Source organism: Streptomyces sp. CoH27 (genome assembly GCF_020181035.1).
Classification (GTDB): Bacteria; Actinomycetota; Actinomycetes; order Streptomycetales; family Streptomycetaceae; genus Streptomyces; species Streptomyces camelliae.
Map to the genome: position 1 here is coordinate 31,559 of NZ_JAIQYY010000030.1, position 19,628 is coordinate 51,186.

Below are 19,628 nucleotides of genomic sequence, written 5' to 3' on the forward strand. Positions count from 1 at the left end.
CCTGGCTGAGATCACGGCCATGCCGCACGCACGAAACCCCAGGTCACAGCCCCCCAACCAAACGGGTTAACACCCAAGCCTGGCGTTCAGGCAAGATGGGGTGTATCTGCCCACTGCCAGATTTCAAGCTGCCGGACGGTTTCTCTTGGCTGAGTTCATTTACACCATGCGCAAGGCGCGCAAAGCGCACGGCGACAAGGTGATCCTCGATGACGTCACCCTGAACTTCCTGCCGGGGGCGAAGATCGGCGTCGTCGGTCCGAACGGTGCCGGTAAGTCGACCGTGCTGAAGATCATGGCGGGGATCGAGCAGCCGTCGAACGGCGATGCCTTCCTGTCGCCGGGCTACACGGTCGGCATCCTGCTCCAGGAGCCCCCGCTGAACGAGGAGAAGACCGTCCTGGAGAACGTCCAGGAGGGTGTCGCCGAGATCAAGGGCAAGCTCGACCGGTTCAACGAGATCGCCGAGCAGATGGCGGTCGAGTACACCGACGCCCTCATGGACGAGATGGGCAAGCTCCAGGAGGAGCTGGACCACGCGAACGCGTGGGACCTCGACGCTCAGCTCGAACAGGCCATGGACGCGCTCGGGTGCCCCCCCGGCGACTGGCACGTCACCAACCTCTCCGGTGGTGAGAAGCGCCGCGTCGCGCTCTGCAAGCTGCTGCTGGAGCAGCCCGACCTGCTGCTCCTCGACGAGCCCACCAACCACCTCGACGCCGAGTCGGTGAACTGGCTGGAGCAGCACCTCGCCAAGTACCCGGGCACCGTCGTGGCCGTCACCCACGACCGGTACTTCCTCGACAACGTCGCGGGCTGGATCTGCGAGGTCGACCGCGGCCGTCTGCACGGCTACGAGGGCAACTACTCCAAGTACCTGGAGACCAAGGCTGCCCGCCTCAAGGTCGAGGGCCAGAAGGACGCCAAGCGGCAGAAGCGGCTCAAGGAAGAGCTGGAGTGGGTCCGGTCCAACGCCAAGGGGCGTCAGGCCAAGTCCAAGGCCCGTCTCGCGCGGTACGAGGAGATGGCCGCCGAGGCAGACAAGATGCGGAAGCTGGACTTCGAGGAGATCCAGATCCCGCCGGGGCCGCGGCTCGGCAACGTCGTCGTCGAGGTCGACAAGCTCAACAAGGCCTTCGGCGAGAAGGTGCTGGTCGACGGGCTGTCCTTCACGCTGCCGCGCAACGGCATCGTGGGTGTCATCGGCCCGAACGGCGCCGGCAAGACCACCCTCTTCAAGATGATCCAGGGCCTTGAGACCCCGGACGCCGGTGACATCAAGGTCGGCGAGACCGTCAAGATCTCCTACGTCGACCAGAGCCGCGAGAACATCGACCCGAAGAAGACGCTGTGGGAGGTCGTGTCCGACGGGCTCGACTACATCAACGTCGGCCAGGTCGAGATGCCCAGCCGGGCGTACGTCTCCGCCTTCGGGTTCAAGGGTCCGGACCAGCAGAAGCCGGCCGGTGTCCTCTCCGGCGGTGAGCGCAACCGCCTCAACCTGGCGCTGACCCTGAAGCAGGGCGGCAACCTGCTGCTCCTCGACGAGCCCACCAACGACCTCGACGTGGAGACCCTCTCCTCGCTGGAGAACGCGCTTCTTGAGTTCCCCGGGTGCGCCGTGGTCGTGTCCCACGACCGGTGGTTCCTCGACCGCGTCGCCACGCACATCCTCGCCTACGAGGGTGAGTCCAAGTGGTTCTGGTTCGAGGGCAACTTCGAGTCGTACGAGAAGAACAAGATCGAGCGCCTCGGTCCGGACGCCGCGCGTCCGCACCGTGCCACCTACAAGAAGCTGACCCGGGGCTGATCGATCTTGCGCCACATCTATCGCTGCCCACTGCGCTGGTCGGACATGGACGCCTACGGCCATGTCAACAACGCGATCTTCCTCCGCTACCTGGAGGAGGCCCGCATCGACTTCCTGTCCCTGCGGGGCAAGGAGTCCAAGCAGGGGTCCGTGGTGGCGCGCCATGAGATCGACTACAAGCGCCAGCTCGTCCACCGGCCCACGCCCGTGGACATCGAGCTGTGGGTCACGCAGATCAGGGCCGCGTCCTTCACCGTCTCCTACGAGGTGAAGGACGCGGACGTGATCTACGTCCAGGCCTCCACCGTGGTCGTGCCGTTCGACTTCGAGACGCAAGCGCCGCGCCGGATCACCGCCGGGGAGCGCGAGTTCCTCCAGCAGTACACCGACGACGCGGACGGCGCCGACGAGGAGGCCGCCGCGGCATGACCGTGCTGCACCTCGTCGACGAGACGGAGGCGGCCGACCTCGCCGCCTTCCTCTCCCGGCTGCTCCACTACGACCGTGGAGCGGCTGTACGGCTCCAGGCGGCGGGCACCGCGCTCGCCGTCTTCGGGCGGCCGCCCTCCTTCGAGGTGCTGGCCGTGCGCGCGGTGCGGCTGGCGAAGCCGTACGAGGACGGGCTCGACGTCACCCTCGACGTGACCGTCTCCGCCGGTGAGCTGCTGGAGTCCATGGACGAGCGCGCGGCCACCGCCGCCGTACCGGCCGCCGTCACCGGCCCGCCGTGGGCCGGGGTGCTGCCGCCGCGCGGCGGCTGGACGCCCGAGCCGGGGCTGCCCGCCCCGGACGCGCTGCGGGCGACCGTGGCCGCCGCGGTCAGCGAATTCCGGTCCCGCAGCGAGGAGTTGGCGCCGGACGGTCGTACCCGCGCCGAACTCGACCGGATCGGGCGGGACATCTGGTCCCGGGAGATCGGCCGGACCGGCCTCCCGGTACGGGCCGTGCACGCGGCCCAGTCCCTGGGCTTCCTGCGGCCGGGGACCGCGGCCGCCGACACCGGGCTGTTCTCGTCCGGTGCGTGGCTGCGGCTGCGCACCCCGTACGGCTCCGTCGTCGTCCGGCGGGCCGGACTCGGCCCGCTCGGCATCAGCGTCCGCTGAACCTGCGGGAACTGCGGAACAGCGTCCGTTGAACCTCCGGAACAGCGCCCATTCAACCTACGGAATCCGCCGGCTCACTCCGGGGTGTTGATCATCGACTGGGCGGCGTACGTCAGGTAGTTCCACAGTGTCCGCTCGTGCTCCTCGGACAGCCCGAGCTCGTCGACGGCCACCCGCATGTGCCTCAGCCACGCGTCGTGCGCCGCCCGGTCCACCACGAACGGGGCGTGCCGCATGCGCAGCCGGGGGTGACCGCGGTTCTCGCTGTATGTCGTGGGGCCGCCCCAGTACTGCATCAGGAACAGCGCCAGCCGCTCCTCGGCCGGGCCCAGCTCCTCCTCGGGGTACATGGGCCGCAGGAGCGGGTCCTCGGCGACCCCCTCGTAGAAACGGTGGACCAGCCGACGGAAGGTCTCCTCCCCGCCGACCTGCTCGTAGAAGGTCTGCTCCTGAAGCGTGCCGCGCCGAATCTCGGTCACGTTGGATTGCCTCACTTCTCTTGCCGGTCCACCCCGAGGCTGTTCGGCCGGGGGGCCGGGGGTTGTCCCCCGGGAATTGCAGTACCTGTCTATCGTCTCAGACCGGGTGACCCAGGACTCAAGGCTTAGGACCCCGCGTACCTCCCGGCCTTACCACCTCCCGCCCCTACTGTGGAGCCATGGGCGCCTACGACACCGAGACCGACGCTTTGGCCGCCGACGCACGGGCCGGGCTGGTGCGGGAGATCGACGCCGAGGGGATCTGGGACGAGGACCCGGTGTGGCGGGAGGCGTTCGCCGCCGTGCCCCGGCATCTGTTCGTGCCGTACTACTACGTCGCCGGGCCGCGCGGTTACGAACGCCGCTGGGGCGAGAGCCCCGATCCACGGGCCCGCGAGCGCTGGGTGCGCGGCGCCTACGCGGACGCCCCGCTGGCCACCCGGCTGCGCGACGGCGAACCGGTCTCCTCCAGCAGCCAGCCCTCCCTGATGGCCCGCATGCTGGTCGCGCTGCGCGTTGAGGACGGGAACCGGGTCCTGGAGGTCGGCGCCGGCACCGGCTGGAACGCGGCCCTGCTCGCCCACCGGCTCGGCGCCGACGACCTCGTCACCACGATCGACCTGGAACCGGAGATCACCGAGTCCGCCCGCCGGCATCTGGAGGCGGCCGGCCACCGCCCGGTCGTCGTGGTCACCGGCGACGGCGCGCGCGGGGTGCCCGAACGCGCCCCCTTCGACCGGATCATCGCCACCTGCGCGCTGCCCACGGTCCCGCGCGCCTGGCTCGCCCAGTGCCGCCCCGGCGCCCGGATCCTCACCCCGCTGGCCACCGGCGTGCTGGCGCTGACGGTCCGGGACCCGGCACACGCCGAGGGCCGCTTCCTGCCGACGGCCGCCTACTTCGTCCCGCTGCGCGGCGAGGTCAGGCCGGAGCCGGTGGGGGTGTCGCTCGCGGGGCTGCCGGACCGGGGCCGTGAGCAGGAGACGTTCCGCTTCCTGCTCACCCTGACCCGGCACACCCTCGATCCGCGGGAGGCCGGGGCGCTGTGGGAGCGCGAGGGCATGCCGGGGCGCGAGCGCTACGGCGTCACGGTCGGCGGCGAGCACGCCTGGGCGTGGCTGGACGACCCGGAGGGGCCGTACGTCTGGCCCCTCCCCTGAACAGCTCCGGACCGGCTCAGCCCCGGCGGATGGTGATCGTCGTCCAGGCGCCCACGTGCACCCGGTCACCGTCCTGCAGCGGGACCGGCACGAACGGCTGGATCGGCTCGTCGGAGCCGTTGACCGTGGTGCCGTTGGTCGAGTTCTGGTCGACGACCGCCCAGCTGCCGTCCGGCTGCTGGACCAGCATCGCGTGCTGGTGCGAGACGCCCGGGTCCTCCGGCGGCACCGACAGGTCGATGTCGGGGGTGTCGCCGGTGGAGTGCCGGCGGCGGCCGATGCTGACCTGGTTGCCGCTGAGCGTGCGCTGCTGCTCGGGCGAGTACGCGGGCAGGTTGAGCCCCGCGGCCTCGGGGCCCGAGCGCTGCATCATCGCCATGAAGTACTCGCGGTCGGGGCCGATGGTCGCCGTCCAGGTGACCGGACCCGCGGGCTGCTGCGGGAAGCCGGGGCCGGGCGGGGGCGGGGCCTGCGTCGAGGGGGGCTGCGGGTAGCCGTAGCCACCGCCCGGACCGCCCGGACCTCCGGGACCAGCAGGACCTCCGGCGGGGCCGGTGGACGACGGCGGGGAGATCACCCAGTCGTCGTCACCGCCGCCGAACGAGGGACCGCCGCCGGGTGGGCCGCCCACCGGGGGCCGGCCGCTCTCGCGCGGGAACGCGGGCGGCGCGGGCGGTGCGGACGGACCCGACTGCTGGAACGCCTGCGGCGCACCGCCGGGGCCCGCACCGGGACCGGCGGGCGGGGTCGGCCCGGGCGGCGGAGGCACCGGACGCGACGGGTCGCCGCCGAAGCCGGAGGGGCCGCCCTGAGGCGCGCCGGGAGCGGAGGGCTCACGACCGAAGGGAGCACCGGGACCGGCCGGCGACGGCTCACGGCCGAAGGACGGCGGACCGGCGGGGCCACCGGGACGCGACGACGGCTCACGCCCGAACGACGGGGGACCGGCCGGACCACCGGGACCACCGGGACCTTGACCAGGACCCTGCCCCGGACCGCCACCGAACCCGGAGGAACCGGAAGGACCACCGGCGCCGGGACCCTGCCCCGGACCGGCACCGAAGCCGCCCGGACCCTGCCCGGGACCGCCACCGAAGCCGGACGGACCACCAGGACCACCAGGACCACCAGCACCGCCCGGGCCACCGGGACCACCCGGGCCCGGAGTCGTCGGCGGGCCGGCCGGTGGGCGTTCGGTGCCGAACGGGGTCGGGCCCGACGGCTCGCTGCCGAAGGACGGGATCGGCTCGGCGGGGCGGTTCATCTGCGAGGGCCGCGAGCCCTGGTACTCGTACCCGTCACCGCCGCCGTACGTCGCGCTCGGCGGCTGGAAGCGGGGCTGGGGCGGGCGCGGGGCGGCCGGGGTGTACGACGTGGCCGTGTTGGTCAGGAAGTTCCACCGGCACTCCTCGCAGAAGGGCGCGCCGCCCTCGCGGGGCGTGCGGCACTGCGGGCACAGCTCCGGCTCCGGAGCCGACCCGGCCGGCGGGCGTGCGCCGGCCTGGGCACCGGGGCCGCCGGGCCCGGCGGGCGGCGGGAAGCCGTAACCGCCCGCGGGCGGGGGCGGCGGGGGAGGGGGCGGAGGTACGGCACCGGCCATGCGGTGACCGCAGACCTCGCACCAGTCGTCGGAACCCGACTGGTGTCCGTTCGGGCAGGTCGGCATGTCGGTGCTTCCCTTTCTCCTACGTTTCCAGGGTCACTTCTTTACACGAACAGTCTTTGTGGACCGGGTCTCCAGAGTCATCTCGTCCGCCTCCGCGACCTTCGTCTTCAACCGCACAGTACCTGTCGCGGCGTCGACCACGTCCACCACCTTCGCAAGCAGTTTCGCAGTATCCGCGTTCCCGGAGGCGCTGGCGAGCTGAACCGCCCGCCCCAGTTTGGCCGTTGCTCCATCGAAATCGCCCGCTTTGCGAAGGTCGAGGCCTTGCTGGATGGCCTGCGCCAGTTCGGCCTGTCCGGTGTAGTGGGCGACTTGGGGATTGATGGAGGTGGAGGCCGTCATGTCGTCGGTCCACACCGCCCGTACGAGGCCCTGCGGGCCGAGATTCTGTACCGATCTGTCCGGTAGGGGAACCACCAGCGACACCCGCGCGGCCAGCATCTCCTGGCCGATCCCGGCCGGCGGGACCTCCACGCACACGTGGTAGTCGCGGGACTCGTCGCCCCAGGAGCCGGTCGGATAGTCGCCGGCGCGCGGTCCGGCCTCGGTGCGCCGGGCGGTCAAGTCCTCGACGGTGGGCGCGACTTGCTTCACGTACCGGATGCTCGTGCCGACCGGTGTCCACACCCGCAGGGCGACGTCGGCGACCTCCTTGCCCATCGCCGTCTCCATCATCTGCGTGAAGTCGGCCGCGAGGCCCGCCGGGTCGGCGACGATGTCGGCGGAGCCGAGGAGTGCGGAGGCGATCCCTGTGACTTCTTTCACTTCCCAGTCGGTGCCCACCCCGCGGGCGTCACAGGTGAACCGTCCGGCACACGCCTCCAGCGCCGCCCGCAGATCCTCCGGGGACTCGTGCTCGTTGCGGCCGTCGGTGAGCAGGATGCCGTGCCGGATGGTGACGTCCGCCGAGGACAGCAGCCGGTCGGCGAGCCGCAGCCAGGTCCCGATCGCCGTACCGCCGCCCGCGCTGAGCCTGCGCAGCGCCTGCTTGGCCTGTTCGCGGGTGGTGGCGTCGGCGATCGCGAGCCGTCCGGCACCGGGATAGACCTCCTGGGCCACGTGCGTGCCGCCGATCACCGCGAAGTGCGTGCCGTCGCGCAGGGCGTCGATCGCGGCGGCCGTGGCGTCGCGGGCGCCGCGCATCTTGGTCGGCGGGTAGTCCATCGAGCCGGAGCAGTCGACCATGAGCGCCACGGCGGCGGACGGACCGTGGCCCTGCGGATACACCTGGGACACGGCGCTGCCGATCGTGCCCCCGCCGGTCGCCGTCACCGTGACGATCGCGTTGACCTCACGGCCGCCCTCCGGCAGATACGCGTTCTGGTAGACGTCCATCGAGAACTGGGGCACGCTCGACTTCGAGAAATTGGCCATACGTACTCAAATCCCCCTTGACCACCCTGTTGATGCAGGGCATGACTGTGAACGGACAGCCCGTCCCCTCGGGCCCGACCGGTCCCCTCCGGCCCGCGCCCTCAGGCCGATCCTGCCCCCTGCGGCGGCATCGGGAACGGCACGACGGCCACTGTTACGTTGTCGTGGCCCCCGCCGTCCAGGGCGTGACCGACCAGCACCCGGGCGCTGTGCAGCGGGCGTTCGGCCGCGTCCGCGGGCACCGCCTCGGCCATCTCCCCGGCCGTCTCGGCGTAGTTCCACAGGCCGTCGGTGCACACGATGACGACACCGGGGCGGTCCGGTTTGAAGGACGCGGTGTGCGGCTCCAGTTCGTAGGCGTCCGCGCCGAGCCAGCCGGTGATCGCGTGGGCGCGCTCGTCGGCGTACGCCTCGGCCTCGTTCATCAGCCCGGCGGCGACCATCTGCGCGGCCCAGGAGTCGTCCTCGGTGAGCCGGGCCGCCGGGGCCGTACGGTCGTCCGGCACCCAGTAGGCGCGGCTGTCGCCGACCCAGCCGACCACCAGCAGCCCGGAGGTGACCACCGCGCCGACGATCGTGCAGGCCGGGGCGTTCTGGTGCGGGGCGTGCTCGCGGGCCGTGGCGGGCTCGTCGGCCAGGGCGTTGACGGCCTGCGCGGCGGCGACGATCGCCTCGTGCAGGGCCGCCTGCGGGTGCGTGCCGCGCGGCAGGGCCGCCAGCACCGCGTCCCCGGCCGTCCGGGCGGCGGCCAGCGAGGCGTCGTCGGGGCGGGTGGCCGAGGAGACACCGTCGCAGACGATCGCGACGGCCGCCGGGGTGCCGTCGGGCAGCGCGGTGTGGCCGACGGCGAAGGCGTCCTCGTTGCGGTGGTGGCGCAAGCCCCGGTCGCTGACGGCGGCGACCGGGCCCGACTCCCGCTCCACATGGTCGCGTTCGCGGGGCTGGGCGTGCCCGCAGTTCTCGCAGTAGCCGTCGCTGTCCACCCGGCCCGCCCGGCAGGCCACGCACACCTGCGCCGGCTCCTCGGGTACGGCGGGTTCGGCGGCCGGCCGCGGGTCGGGCGCCTGCAACGGGTACTCCTCGGGCTCCTCGGGCCGGTCGAAGCGCACCCCGGAACCGGCCCGCGGATCCTGCGCGCCCTGTCCGTGCCCGTGTCCGTGCCCGTGTCCCTGCCCGTCTCCCTGCCCGTGTCCGCTTCCGTGCAGGGGCGTGTCGCCGGAGTCCGTGCCCGGCAGATCGCTCGGCAGATGCACCGCGTCCGGCGCTCCGGAGCCCTCCTGCTCGGGGGCGGGCCAGGCCACACCGTCCCCGTCGCCTCCGCCGTCGTCCCCGTCCCCGGGGACACCGGTCATGGTGAGCGTCGGATGGTCCTGCGGCGGCGCGGGTACGACGGAGAGGTCGTACCCGCAGGCTCCGCAGAAGAGGTCACCCGACTCCACGGGCTCCGCGCAGCTCGGGCACTTCGGCAGTGCGGCCTGCTGGGGCATCTGCGACATCGACTACACCCACGTCCGGGGGCGGTAACGGTTGGCCCGTTCCACCAGTTCGATCCTCTCCTCGCCGCCCGGCGCCAGCCGGGCCAGCGTGCGGTAGGCGCGCTCCAGGCCGAAGCGGAGGCCCCGCTCGTCCAGACCGCTGCCCAGCAGCATCCGTCCGCCGGCGACCGACGGTGTGCCCTGGCCCCCGGAGAGTATCCAGTCCAGCGCGCAGCCGAGGACTTCCGCCGCCAACTGCTCGCGCCGCGCCGGGTCCAGGCCGTACGCGTCGAGCGCCTCGACCTGTCCGGCGGCGGCGGTCAGGTCGTCCAGGAACGGTACGTCGCCCGCGCTCGCCGTGCGGTGTCTGAGCCGGGCCCGTACGGCGGCGACGCGGGCGGCCGTGAAGTGGATGGAGGACTCCGGCACCGACTCCAGGGTGTGTACGGCCCCGTGCCGGTCCCCGGCCGCCAGCCGCACCCGGGCGAGGCCGAAGGCGGCGCTGACGAAGCTCGGGTCGGTCGCCCACACCAGCCGGTAGTACTCGGCCGCGTTGTCCAGCTGGCCCAGCACCTCCGCGCACAGGCCGAGCGCCAGCTTGGGCGCGGCCTCGCCGGGGAAGGCGTCGTAGATCGCGTCGAAGGCGAGCGCGGCGCCCTCGAAGTCACCGGTGACCAGCGCGGCCAGCCCCCGGTACCACACCACCCGCCAGTCGTCCGGCCGTTCCTCCTCCAGCTTGGCCAGGCTCATCAGCGCGCTCTGCCGCTCCCCGCTCTCCAGCCGGGCCCGGATCTGCCGCAGCCGGGTCTCCACGGTCCGCGTCGGCGCCGCGTCGAGGGCGGCGATCAGCTCGGCGGGGGCGGAGGTCATCAGTCCGGCCAGGAAACCGGCGTTGGGGTCGCTCGGATCGACCAGCGGCACGGGCAGGGCGAGCGCGGCGGCGGGGGTGTCGACGGGCTTCACGAGGGCGGCCGGGGGCAGCGCGGGGGCAGCGGGCGCGGACTTGCGCACCTCCCGCGCCCCCAGCCGGGACACGTCCCCGTCCAGCCGGGGGAACAACTCCCGGTCCGTGACCTTCACCTCGGGGCCGAACAGGGTCGACAGCGCGGGGCGGGCCTGGCCTGTCTGGAGGGAGACGACCTCGCGCAGGACCCCGGTGAGCTGCTCGGCCATCTCCTGGGCGGAGCCGAATCGGCGGGCCGGGTCGGGGTCGGTGGCGCGGACCAGGAAGCGGTAGAAGGACTCGTAGCGGCGGAAGACCTCGATGGTGTCGGGATCGGGCAGGGAGTCGACGTAGACGTTGGTGTAGCCCTGGAAGTCGAAGGTGAGCACGGCCAGGGTGCGGCCCACCGTGTACAGGTCGCTCGCCACCGACGGGCCGGCCTCGGCGACCTCCGGCGCCTGGTAGCCGACCGTGCCGTAGATGGCCGACTCCTCGTCGTCCGTCCTGCGCACCGCGCCCATGTCGATCAGCTTGAGCTGGTCCTCGGTCTGGATGGCGTTGTCGACCTTGAAGTCGCAGTAGAGGAGGTTGCGGCTGTGGAGGTGACCGAGGGCTTCCAGGGCCTCGATGCCGTACGCGCACGCCTGCTCCACCGGCAGTGGGTCCCGGCGGCCGTCCGGCGTACGACGCGCGTTGGCGATCTCCTTCAGGGACTTGCCGCCGACGTACTCCATGACGATGTAGCCGTCGAGGGAGCCGGTGCGCTGGTCGAGGTGCTCGACGAAGTTGTAGATCCGCACGATGTTGCTGTGCTCGATCTCCGCGAGGAAGCGCCGTTCGGAGATCGCCGCCGCCATCGCGTCCTGGTCGCCGGTGTCCAGCAGACCCTTGAGCACCACCCAGCGGTCGGACACGGCCCGGTCCACGGCGAGGTAGATCCAGCCGAGCCCGCCGTGCGCGAGACAGCCCGCGACCTCGTACTGGCCGTGCACCACGTCCCCGGCCTTCAGCTTCGGCACGAAGGAGTACGGGTGCCCGCACTTGGTGCAGAAACCTTCCGTGCGGCCCGGACGCTCCCCCCGGGCCCGCCCGACCGGCGCCCCGCAGTCCGAGCGAGAGCAGAACCGCTTGCGCTCCGGCACCTCCGGGTTCTCCAGCACCATCGCGCGCGGGTCCGGCCGCGGCACCCCCGGCACGCTCACCAGCCCGGCGCCGAGCCGCCCGCGCGCCGACGCCCCCGACGACGAACCGGAGCTGCGCACCGACACCGAACGGCTGGTGGACCGCCCCGACGCGGACCGCGACAGCCGCCCGGACACCGAGCGGCGCGACTTGGCGGACTGGGAGGAGGACCGCGAACCGCCGCTCTCCACCGCGCCCTTGGTGATCCCGGTCGGCGTCGAGCCCACCATGCCGCTCGCCGAGACGACCGGCGCGAGACCGCACGTGTCGCAGTACAGCTCACCGCCGCCGACGTCCTCGTACGTCCCCTCGCAGCCCGGCCGCTGACAGCTCTGCCCCGGCTGACTCATGACTGGTCCCCCTTACGGTCCTGAGGCGCGCCCTGCCCGGCGAGCAGATCGGCCGCCAGCTGCTGGTAGCGCAGCACGGCCTGCTCGGCCACCCGCAGATCGCAGGGCGCGCTCCACAGCATGCGCCGGGCCGCGTCGTACCGCTCGACCAGGAACGGGTCCTCGGCCAGCCCGTGCCGGGCCACCTTCGCCTTGTACGCGTCGAGCCGGCCGCGCAGCTCCGCGCGGACCGCGAGCGGCGCGGTGACGGCGGTCAACGACTCGCGGGCGCGCAGCAGTTCGTCCTCGGCCTTCTCCTCCAGCGACTCCAGCAGCGGGGAGAGCCGGTGCCACTGCGCCTGCCTGCGGTACTCGGCGGCCGCCGCGAGCTGCTCCTGGAGCGCGGTCGGCGGGCCGCTGACCACCGGCACCTCGGTCGCGGCGATCTTCGCCAGCACCTCGCCGCGCGCGGTGCGGGCCTCGGCGAGGGTGCGGTCGGCGCGCGAGAGCACGTCCCGCAGCCGGATCAGCCGCTGCTCGGCGTCCTGCCGGACCGTCAGCACGGCGTCGATCTCCCGGCGCACGTCCTCCAGGGCGCGCGCCTCACGGTCGTACACCGTGGTGTCCGGCCGGCCGCCGCCGGGCGCCGAACTGCCCTCGGCCGGCACCCAGAACGCGAGCGGGTCGGAGACGACGTCCTCGCGCAGCTTGGTCAGGGTGCGGGTGATCCGCTCCAGGTCGTCGCCCGCCGGGTGCTCGCCGGGGCGTACGCCGACGGAGTGCGCGAGCGTGCGGGTGCGCTGGAGCTCGGCGGCGAGTAAATCGATCCGGGCGGGCAGCGCCGACCACACCGCGTCGGCGGCGACGACCAGGTCCAGGCTCGTCGCGTACAGCTCGTTCATCCGGTCCACCAGGGTGGCCAGCGAGAAGGTCTCGCTGAGCCTGCCGACCTCGCTGCCGGCGACGGTCACCGCGTCACCGCGCAGCAGCCCGGTCAGCTCCGTCAGGTCCTCGCGGCTGGACCAGCGGCGCCGGGCCCGGATCTCGCGGGCGCCGCGCAGCGCGGCGGTGTAGGCGTCGAAGTACGTCCACAGCAGGGTGATCCGCGCCTCGGTGGCCTGCCAGCGCTCCCTGGTCACACCGGTCAGCACGGCGCCTTCGAGGAGTCTGCGGCCCGCGTGGTCCTGGAGGGCCAGCAGCGAGGTCTCGATCGCCTCGTGCTCCTGGCCGAGCCGCGCCAGCGCACGGTCCACCTCGTCCCGGTCCATCACCGGCCCGGCGGGGTCCGTGACGCCCATCGATCACCTCTCGCTTCGTTCCCGGTATTCCAAGTGTTCCAAGGCCGTGTGGGGATTCAACTGGTCCGCAGATAGCGCGGTGCGGGCGGCTCGGAGGCCGCCGAGTCCTTTCCGAGTGTCGCCGACAGCCAGGTGTCGTACGACTGCTGCCAGCCGCTCGCGCGGTAGTCCACCAGAACGCGGTTGACCCGGCGTACCAGATCGGAGGCGTCCTTCTTCATCGCCACGCCGTAGTACTCGGTGGTGAACGCCCCGCCCTTCAGTTCGACGGTCGGGTCCTGCGCGGCCTGGCTGGCGGCGAGCGCGCCGTCGGTCACCACCGCGTCCACCTCGCCGAGTTGCAGCCGGACCAGGCAGTCCAGCTGGTTCGGCACGGTGGTGGAGATGTCGGTCGTCGCGGGCAGGGTGCCGGCCTTCTTGTCGGCGTCCAGCTTGGTGTACGCGGTCGAACCGGCCGCCGTGCAGAGCTTCTTCCCGGCCAGCGTGGAGTTGTAGCCGGTGATCGACGACGACTTGGGCGCGAGGACCTGCTGGCCGGTCTTGAAGTAGGGCGCCGAGAAGGCGACTTGGGAGAGCCGGCCGCAGGTGATCGTCATCGTCCGGACGACCATGTCCACCCGGCCGTCCTGGATCGCGGAGATGCGCTGGCTGGTCGGGATCGCCTTGAACTGCACCGCGTCCGGGTCGCCGAGGATGTCCTGGGCGATCCGGTGCACCAGGTCGATGTCGAAGCCCTCCAGCTCCGCGCCCTGGGTGTTCGGGTTGCGGTAGCCCCAGTGGTAGCTGTTCTGGTCGACGCCGACGATCAGCTTGCGCCGCTCGCCCGTACGGGCCTTGATCGCGTCGATCGTCGGCCCGTCCGCGCCCGACGGCGACAGGGTCTGGTCCTGCGCCGAGGAGTCCTGGCAGCTCCCGGCGCGGGCCTGGACGCCGTCGGCGACCGGCTGACCGGTGCGCGGCGCCTGGTCCGGGGCCCGCTGGGTGCACGGCAGCAGCAGGACGAAGGCCAGCGCCAGCGCGCATGCCACCATCATCGCGCCGACCCCGCCCCAGCCCCGCAGGGAGGCCCGTACACGGCTCGCGTACATCGTCCTGCCCCCTGTCACCGGTACTCCGAGAGTCTGCGCCCGATGCCGGCCACCGCGCCGGCCGCGCCGAGCACCGCGAGCACGGCCGCGCCCGCCGGCAGCCCGGCCAGCGCGTCCCGCCCGTCGGACGCGGCCTGCTGGAACTCCGCCTGCTCATGCCCGATGGCCTGGGCGAGATTGCTGTCCACGCTGTCGAAGCACTCGCCGGTGGCGCCCTTGGCGCCGATGACCTTGTCCAGCGCCTGCTGGTAGTTGCCGTTCTCGTCCTCGGTGCGGACGGCCGTGTGCCGCTGCTTCCACACCGCCATGTTGCTCTCGGCCGCCTTCACCGGGGCGCTGCCGCCCTGGTCGTCGGCGAGCGTCGCCGCCTGGCCCAGGCCCTTGCCGAGCACGGCCATGTCCTTGTCGAAGTCGTAGTAGTAGGCGTCGTACGTCTGCCCGTCGACCGTGACGGTCTCGGCGCCGCGCGCCACCAGGCTCAGGTTCTCGTTGCCGCGCGCCTTCAGGGAGGCGATCCGGGCGTCGTGCAGCACGGTCAGCGAGCGGATGCCGTGGTCGTAGGAGCCGTTCAGCTCGGTGCGGGCCACCGTGTGCCCGACGACCAGCCACAGCAGGGCGACCGTGGTGGCGGAGGAGGCGGCGACCAGGCCGTGGTTGAGGACACGGTGGGTGCGCCGGTAGGTGCGGTGCTGGGCCCAGCCGAGCGCGGCCAGCGCGAGCACGCCGAGCCCGATCGCGACCCAGGGGTACGGCGTGGCGTCGCCGTAGTCGGCGTCGAGCCGCCCGTTCTCCGTGGTGTAGAGATCCTCCGCGGCCGGGAGCATCTCCTTCTGCATCTTCTCGTTGGCGTAGCGCAGATAGGCGCCGCCGACCGGATAGCCCTGCCGGTTGTAGGTCCGGGCCCGCTCCACAAGTCCCTTGTACTCGGGCAGCAGCCGGTTCAGCCTGGCGATCGTCGCCTCGGAGGCGGAGCCGGGCTCGGCGTTCGCGGCCGCCGTCACCAGGCCGGAGGCGGCCGCGTCGATGTCCTTCTCGTACCGGTCCCGGGAGGCCGCCGTCTCCTGGCCGCCGGCCAGGAACCCGCTGGAGGCGGCCGTGTTGGCGTCGGCGAGCGAGCGGTAGATGTCGGCCGCGCCGGAGCTCAGCGGCTGGCTGCGGTGCAGCACGTCGTCGGCGGCGGCCGAACGCGTGTCGGCCTGCCAGGCGGCACTCGCCCCGAACGCCACGACCAGCAGCGCCAGGACGGCCCCGATGATCCGCAGCCGGCCCGGCTCGGTGGTGGCCGCGGTCCGCAGCCGGTCGACGCCCTCGGCGAAGGCGGTCCGACGGACGGACGCGGCGGGACCGGCGGCCGTGGGCGCCGGACGGCCGGGCTGCGGGGGGATGCCGGGAGCGGCGGCGGGCATGCCGGGGCCCGCCGGTGGTGGCGCCGTGCTGCTTCTCGGCGGGTGTGTCACTCGACCTCCCCCAGGGTCCTTCGTCGCCGCCCAGTATCGCGGCACGCACCGGCATCCGCACCGGCCTTCACTGGATCTTGATTGGATCGCAGTGTGCGCCTCACACGAAGCGCCGTGCGCGCCCCCCATGAATACGCCCTGTGCAGCTGTTCGGTTCCGCCGGGGTCCGCTACCTCTCCCAGTACGCCCGCGCCCGCTCCTGCGCCCGCATGTCCGCCCCCAGCCGGTCCAGCCCCAGCAGGGCCGCGCCCAGGACCGGGCTCGCCGTCACGACGTGGACGCCGGCCTTGGGGGCGCGGGTGGCCAGCAGGTCGCGGATGCCGTCGTCGAGGAGGGCGTGACCGGCCGTCAGGACGCTGCCGCCGAGCAGCACGGGCGTCTCCTCGCCGAGGAGGTCCAGGCGGGTCAGCGCCACGGTGGCCATCGCCGTCACCTCCTCGGCGAGCCGGGCGACGATCGCACGGGCCACCGGGTCGCCCTCGGCGGCCGTGGCGAAGAGGACCGGGGTCAGTTCGTGCCGGCGGTCGTGGTCGACCTGCTCCAGGTGCAGGGCCTCGATGAGCGCGTACATCGTCGGCAGGCCGAAGTGGCCGGGCAGGCTCCGGGCCAGGGCCGTCGAGCCGCCCCTGCCGTCCTCCGCGCGGGCCGCGTGCCACAGGGCCTCCTCCGCCAGGCCCCAACCCCCGCCCCAGTCACCGGAGATCCGGCCCAGCGCCGGGAAGCGGGCGGTACGGCCGTCGGGGCGCATGCCGACGCAGTTGATGCCCGCGCCGCACACCACGGCCACGCCCCGCGGTTCGGCCACCCCTGCCCGCAGGATCGCGAAGGTGTCGTTGCGGACCTCCACCGACGTGCCCCATCCGCGTGCCTCCAGCGCGGCCGCCAACCGCTCCTCCTCCACCGGAAGATCGGCGTTGGCGAGGCAGGCCGAGACATGCGCGACGGAGGTGACGCCCGCGTCGGCGAAGGCCCGCCCCACCGGGTCGGCCAGCGCGTCCAGCGCCGCCGCCACCCCCACCACGGGCGGTCGGAAGCCGCCGCCGCGGGCCGTGGCCAGGACCTCCCCGGCGGCGGTGACCACGGCCACGTCGGTCTTGCTGTTTCCCGCGTCGATGGCGAGTACCCCTGCGGGAACAGGTGAGGTCAGGCCCACGCGAGGTGCTCCCGGTTGTGTGCGATCAGCTGGTCGGTGAGGCGGTCGGCATAGTCGTACTGGCCGATCAGCGGATGGGCGAGCAGCGCGCGGAAGACACGGTCGCGGCCGCCGCGCAGCGCCGCCTCCAGGGCCAGGTCCTCGTACGCCGTCACATTCGCGATCAGCCCCGAGAAGAGCGGGTCGAGGTCGCCGACGGGCAGCGGGGCGGGGCCGGCCGGGCCCACCGCCGCCTGGACCTCGATCACCGCGTCGTCGGGGAGGAAGGGGAGTGTGCCCTTGTTGAGCGTGTTCACCACCTGGTACGGGCTGCCCCCTCCGCCCAGCAGGGCCGCCGCCAGGTCCACGGCCGCCTCCGAGTAGAAGGCACCGCCCCGCTTCGCCAGCAGGGCCGGCTTCTCGTCCAGGGCCGGGTCGCCGTACATCGTCAGCAACTCCCGCTCCATCTGCGCCACTTCGGCGGCCCGGGAGGGCTTCGTGCGCAGCTCGTTCACGACCTCGTCGTGGGCGTAGTAGTAGCGCAGGTAGTAGGACGGGACCACGCCGAGGCGGTCCAGCAGGGGGCGGGGCAGGCGGACGTCGCCGGCGATCGCGTCGCCGTGCTCGGCCAGCAGCCTCGGCAGCACGTCCGCGCCCTCCGGGCCGCCCAGCCGGACGCCCGTCTCCCAGGTGAGGTGGTTGAGGCCGACGTGCCCGAGGTGGACGTCGGCCGGGGCCACACCGAGCAGGTTTGCAAAGGTGCGCTGGAAGCCGATCGCCACGTTGCACAGCCCGACCGCCCGGTGCCCGGTCTGGAGCAGGGCGCGGGTGACGATGCCGACCGGGTTGGTGAAGTCGACGATCCACGCGCGCGGGTTGGTACGGCGGACCCGTTCGGCGATGTCCAGCACCACCGGTACCGTCCGCAGGGCCTTCGCCAGACCGCCCGCGCCGGTGGTCTCCTGTCCGACGCAGCCGCACTCCAGCGGCCAGGTCTCGTCCTGCTGCCGGGCCGCCTGGCCGCCGACGCGCAGCTGGAGCAGGACGGCGTCGGCGTCCTCGACGCCCGCGTCCAGGTCGGAGGTGGTGACGATCCGGCCGTCGTGGCCCTGCTTGGCGAAGATACGGCGGGCCAGGCCGCCGACCAGGCGGAGGCGCTCGGCGTCCGGGTCCACCAGGACCAGTTCCTCGACGGGCAGGGTGTCCCTGAGCCGTGCGAAGCCGTCGATGAGTTCGGGGGTGTAGGTCGAGCCGCCGCCGACCACGGTGAGTTTCACAGTCAGATCAACCCTTTACTCCGGTGAGGGTGACGCCTTCCACGAACGCCTTCTGGGCGAAGAAGAACACGAGGATCACGGGGGCCATGACCAGCACGGTCGCGGCCATGGTGAGATTCCAGTCGGTGTGGTGGGCGCCCTTGAAGGACTCCAGGCCGTAACTCAGCGTCCAGGCACCGGGGTTCTCGGACGCGTAGATCTGCGGGCCGAAGTAGTCGTTCCAGGCGTAGAAGAACTGGAAGAGGGCCACGGCGGAGATGCCCGGTTTGGCCATCGGCAGGACCACCCGCACCAGGGTCCTGAGATCCCCGCAGCCGTCGACCTTCGCCGCGTCCAGATACTCGTTGGGGATCGTCATCAGGAACTGGCGCAGCAGGAAGACGGAGAAGGCGTCGCCGAACGCCATCGGGATGATCAGCGGCCACAGCGTGCCGGACAGGTCCAGCTGCTTCGCCCAGAAGAGGTACATCGGGATGACGACCACCTGCGGGGGCAGCATCATCATCGAGATCACCAGCATCAGCGACAGATTCCGGCCCCGGAAGCGGAACGTGGCGAGCGCGTACGCCACCGGGATCGAGGAGACGACGGTGAGCACGGTGCCGAGGCCGGCGTAGACCAGGGTGTTCCGCCACCAGGTCAGGAAGCCCGGTGTGTCGAAGACCTGCCGGTAGTTGCCCCACTCCCAGGTGTGCGGGATCAGATCCCGGCTGAGGGCCTGGCTGTCGCTCATCAGCGAGGTCAGGAACACGAAGACGAAGGGCAGCGTGAAGAACAGCGCGGCGGCGACGCCGAGGGAGTGGACCGCGATCCATTCGAGGAGGGCCCTGCGCCGGGCGGTGCGCTCGGCCCCGGACACCGGGGCGGTCAGCTCGACCGGTTGGTCCAGTACCTGGGTCATGGTCAGTCACCTGCCTGGATGAGACCGCCCCGGCGCCGCATCAGCAGCGCGGTGAACGCCATCGACAGGGCGAAGAGGACGAGGGCGACGACACACGCGGAGCCGTAGTCGAAGCGCTGGAAGCCGAGGTTGTAGACGAGCTGGGGGAGGGTGAGCGTGGACTTGTCGGGGTAGCCGGGTTCGAACTGGGCGCCGGCGCCCTGGATCACGCCCGAGGCGACCTTCCCGGCGATCAGCGGCTGGGTGTAGTACTGCATCGTCTGGATGACGCCCGTGACGACGGCGAACATCACGATCGGCGCGATGTTCGGCAGCGTGACGTACCGGAAGCGCTGCCACGCGGACGCGCCGTCCAGCTCGGCCGCCTCGTACTGCTCCGTCGGCACGTCGAGCAGCGCGGCCATGAAGATGACCATCAGGTCGCCGACGCCCCACAGCGCGAGCAGGGTCAGGGCGGGCTTGGACCAGGTGGGGTCGTTGAACCAGCCCGGCGCCGGGACGCCCGCATTTTCCAGGATCGAGTTGACCGGCCCGGTACCGGGGTTGAGGAGAAAGGCGAATGCCATGGTGGCGGCGACCGGCGGGGCCAGGTAGGGCAGATAGAAGAGGGTGCGGAAGACCCCCGTGCCGGTCTTGATCTTGGTGATCAGCAGCCCGATGCCCAGCCCGAACACGACCCGGAGCGAGACCATCACCACGACCAGCCACAGGGTGTTGCGCAGGGCGGGCCAGAAGAGCGGGTAGTGCGCGAAGACGTAGGTCCAGTTCTTGCCCCCGCTCCACGTCGGCGGCCGGAAGCCGTCGTAGTGCATGAAGGAGAAGTAGACCGTCGAGATCAGCGGGTACGCGAAGAAGACCGCGAAGCCGATCAGCCAGGGCGACATGAAGGCGGCCGTACGGAGCGCTGCCCTGCGGCGCTTCGAGGCGAGAGTGACCGTACTCATGGGCTGATGC

Annotated in this window: 16 protein-coding genes; 4 read left to right on the top strand and 12 right to left on the bottom strand. The window is 72.3% G+C overall.

Annotated features, from left to right (window positions below; all coding sequences use genetic code 11):
* Nucleotides 1–145 precede the first annotated feature (145 nt).
* The 3 genes from ettA to LE548_RS37175 are packed head-to-tail and all read left to right on the top strand — an operon-like array spanning nt 146 to nt 2,913.
* Complete coding sequence (gene ettA, locus LE548_RS37165) at nt 146–1,810, top strand: energy-dependent translational throttle protein EttA (protein WP_225101451.1); 1,665 nt, start codon at nt 146–148, stop codon at nt 1,808–1,810.
* Nucleotides 1,811–1,816: 6 nt separating this feature from the next.
* Complete coding sequence (locus LE548_RS37170; protein ID WP_225101452.1) at nt 1,817–2,239, top strand: thioesterase family protein; 423 nt, start codon at nt 1,817–1,819, stop codon at nt 2,237–2,239.
* A complete protein-coding gene (locus LE548_RS37175) occupies nt 2,236–2,913 on the top strand; it encodes a hypothetical protein (protein WP_225101453.1) in 678 nt (225 codons plus the stop codon). Before LE548_RS37170 ends, LE548_RS37175 begins: the two co-directional genes overlap by 4 nt.
* A 74-nt stretch (nt 2,914–2,987) precedes the next feature.
* Here LE548_RS37175 and LE548_RS37180 read toward each other — a convergent pair whose 3' ends face one another.
* Nucleotides 2,988–3,392, bottom strand: a complete 405-nt coding sequence (locus LE548_RS37180) for a globin (RefSeq protein WP_225101454.1) — start codon at nt 3,390–3,392, stop codon at nt 2,988–2,990.
* Between the two features lie 179 nt (nt 3,393–3,571).
* On the opposite strand from LE548_RS37180, the gene LE548_RS37185 reads away from it, so the two are divergent.
* Nucleotides 3,572–4,552 (top strand): methyltransferase domain-containing protein, encoded by a 981-nt coding sequence (locus LE548_RS37185; RefSeq protein ID WP_225101455.1) that lies wholly within the window; start codon nt 3,572–3,574, stop codon nt 4,550–4,552.
* A 16-nt stretch (nt 4,553–4,568) separates the two neighbouring features.
* Here the strand turns inward: LE548_RS37185 and LE548_RS37190 are convergent, their stop codons facing one another.
* The 11 genes from LE548_RS37190 to LE548_RS37240 form a co-directional block, all read right to left on the bottom strand.
* Nucleotides 4,569–6,218: an FHA domain-containing protein gene (locus LE548_RS37190; protein ID WP_225101456.1), complete on the bottom strand. Its 1,650-nt coding sequence runs from the start codon at nt 6,216–6,218 to the stop codon at nt 4,569–4,571.
* 33 nt (nt 6,219–6,251) lie between these two features.
* Nucleotides 6,252–7,592, bottom strand: a complete 1,341-nt coding sequence (locus tag LE548_RS37195; RefSeq protein WP_225101457.1) for a VWA domain-containing protein — start codon at nt 7,590–7,592, stop codon at nt 6,252–6,254.
* Nucleotides 7,593–7,693: 101 nt separating this feature from the next.
* Nucleotides 7,694–9,088: a PP2C family serine/threonine-protein phosphatase gene (locus tag LE548_RS37200; RefSeq protein ID WP_225101458.1), complete on the bottom strand. Its 1,395-nt coding sequence runs from the start codon at nt 9,086–9,088 to the stop codon at nt 7,694–7,696.
* 3 nt (nt 9,089–9,091) lie between these two features.
* Nucleotides 9,092–11,542 (bottom strand): serine/threonine-protein kinase, encoded by a 2,451-nt coding sequence (locus LE548_RS37205; protein ID WP_225101459.1) that lies wholly within the window; start codon nt 11,540–11,542, stop codon nt 9,092–9,094.
* Entirely contained in the window at nt 11,539–12,819 is a 1,281-nt protein-coding gene (locus tag LE548_RS37210) for a hypothetical protein (RefSeq protein WP_225101460.1), read from the bottom strand. Before LE548_RS37210 ends, LE548_RS37205 begins: the two co-directional genes overlap by 4 nt.
* 56 nt (nt 12,820–12,875) lie before the next feature.
* Nucleotides 12,876–13,907: a glutamate ABC transporter substrate-binding protein gene (locus LE548_RS37215; protein WP_225101461.1), complete on the bottom strand. Its 1,032-nt coding sequence runs from the start codon at nt 13,905–13,907 to the stop codon at nt 12,876–12,878.
* A gap of 14 nt (nt 13,908–13,921) precedes the next feature.
* Entirely contained in the window at nt 13,922–15,313 is a 1,392-nt protein-coding gene (locus LE548_RS37220; protein ID WP_225101462.1) for a hypothetical protein, read from the bottom strand.
* A 220-nt stretch (nt 15,314–15,533) separates the two neighbouring features.
* Nucleotides 15,534–16,517 carry a BadF/BadG/BcrA/BcrD ATPase family protein gene (locus LE548_RS37225; protein WP_225101463.1) on the bottom strand — a complete coding sequence of 328 codons (984 nt, stop codon included), beginning with the start codon at nt 16,515–16,517 and terminating at the stop codon, nt 15,534–15,536.
* The gene (locus LE548_RS37230; RefSeq protein ID WP_225101464.1) at nt 16,508–17,773 is read right to left on the bottom strand and encodes a 6-phospho-beta-glucosidase; all 1,266 of its coding nucleotides are present in this window, start codon (nt 17,771–17,773) and stop codon (nt 16,508–16,510) included. Before LE548_RS37230 ends, LE548_RS37225 begins: the two co-directional genes overlap by 10 nt.
* Nucleotides 17,774–17,780: 7 nt before the next feature.
* A complete protein-coding gene (locus tag LE548_RS37235; RefSeq protein WP_225101465.1) occupies nt 17,781–18,674 on the bottom strand; it encodes a carbohydrate ABC transporter permease in 894 nt (297 codons plus the stop codon).
* Between the two features lie 2 nt (nt 18,675–18,676).
* On the bottom strand, nt 18,677–19,618 hold the full coding sequence (locus LE548_RS37240; RefSeq protein ID WP_225101466.1) for a carbohydrate ABC transporter permease: 942 nt from the start codon (nt 19,616–19,618) through the stop codon (nt 18,677–18,679).
* Nucleotides 19,619–19,628: the final 10 nt, after the last annotated feature.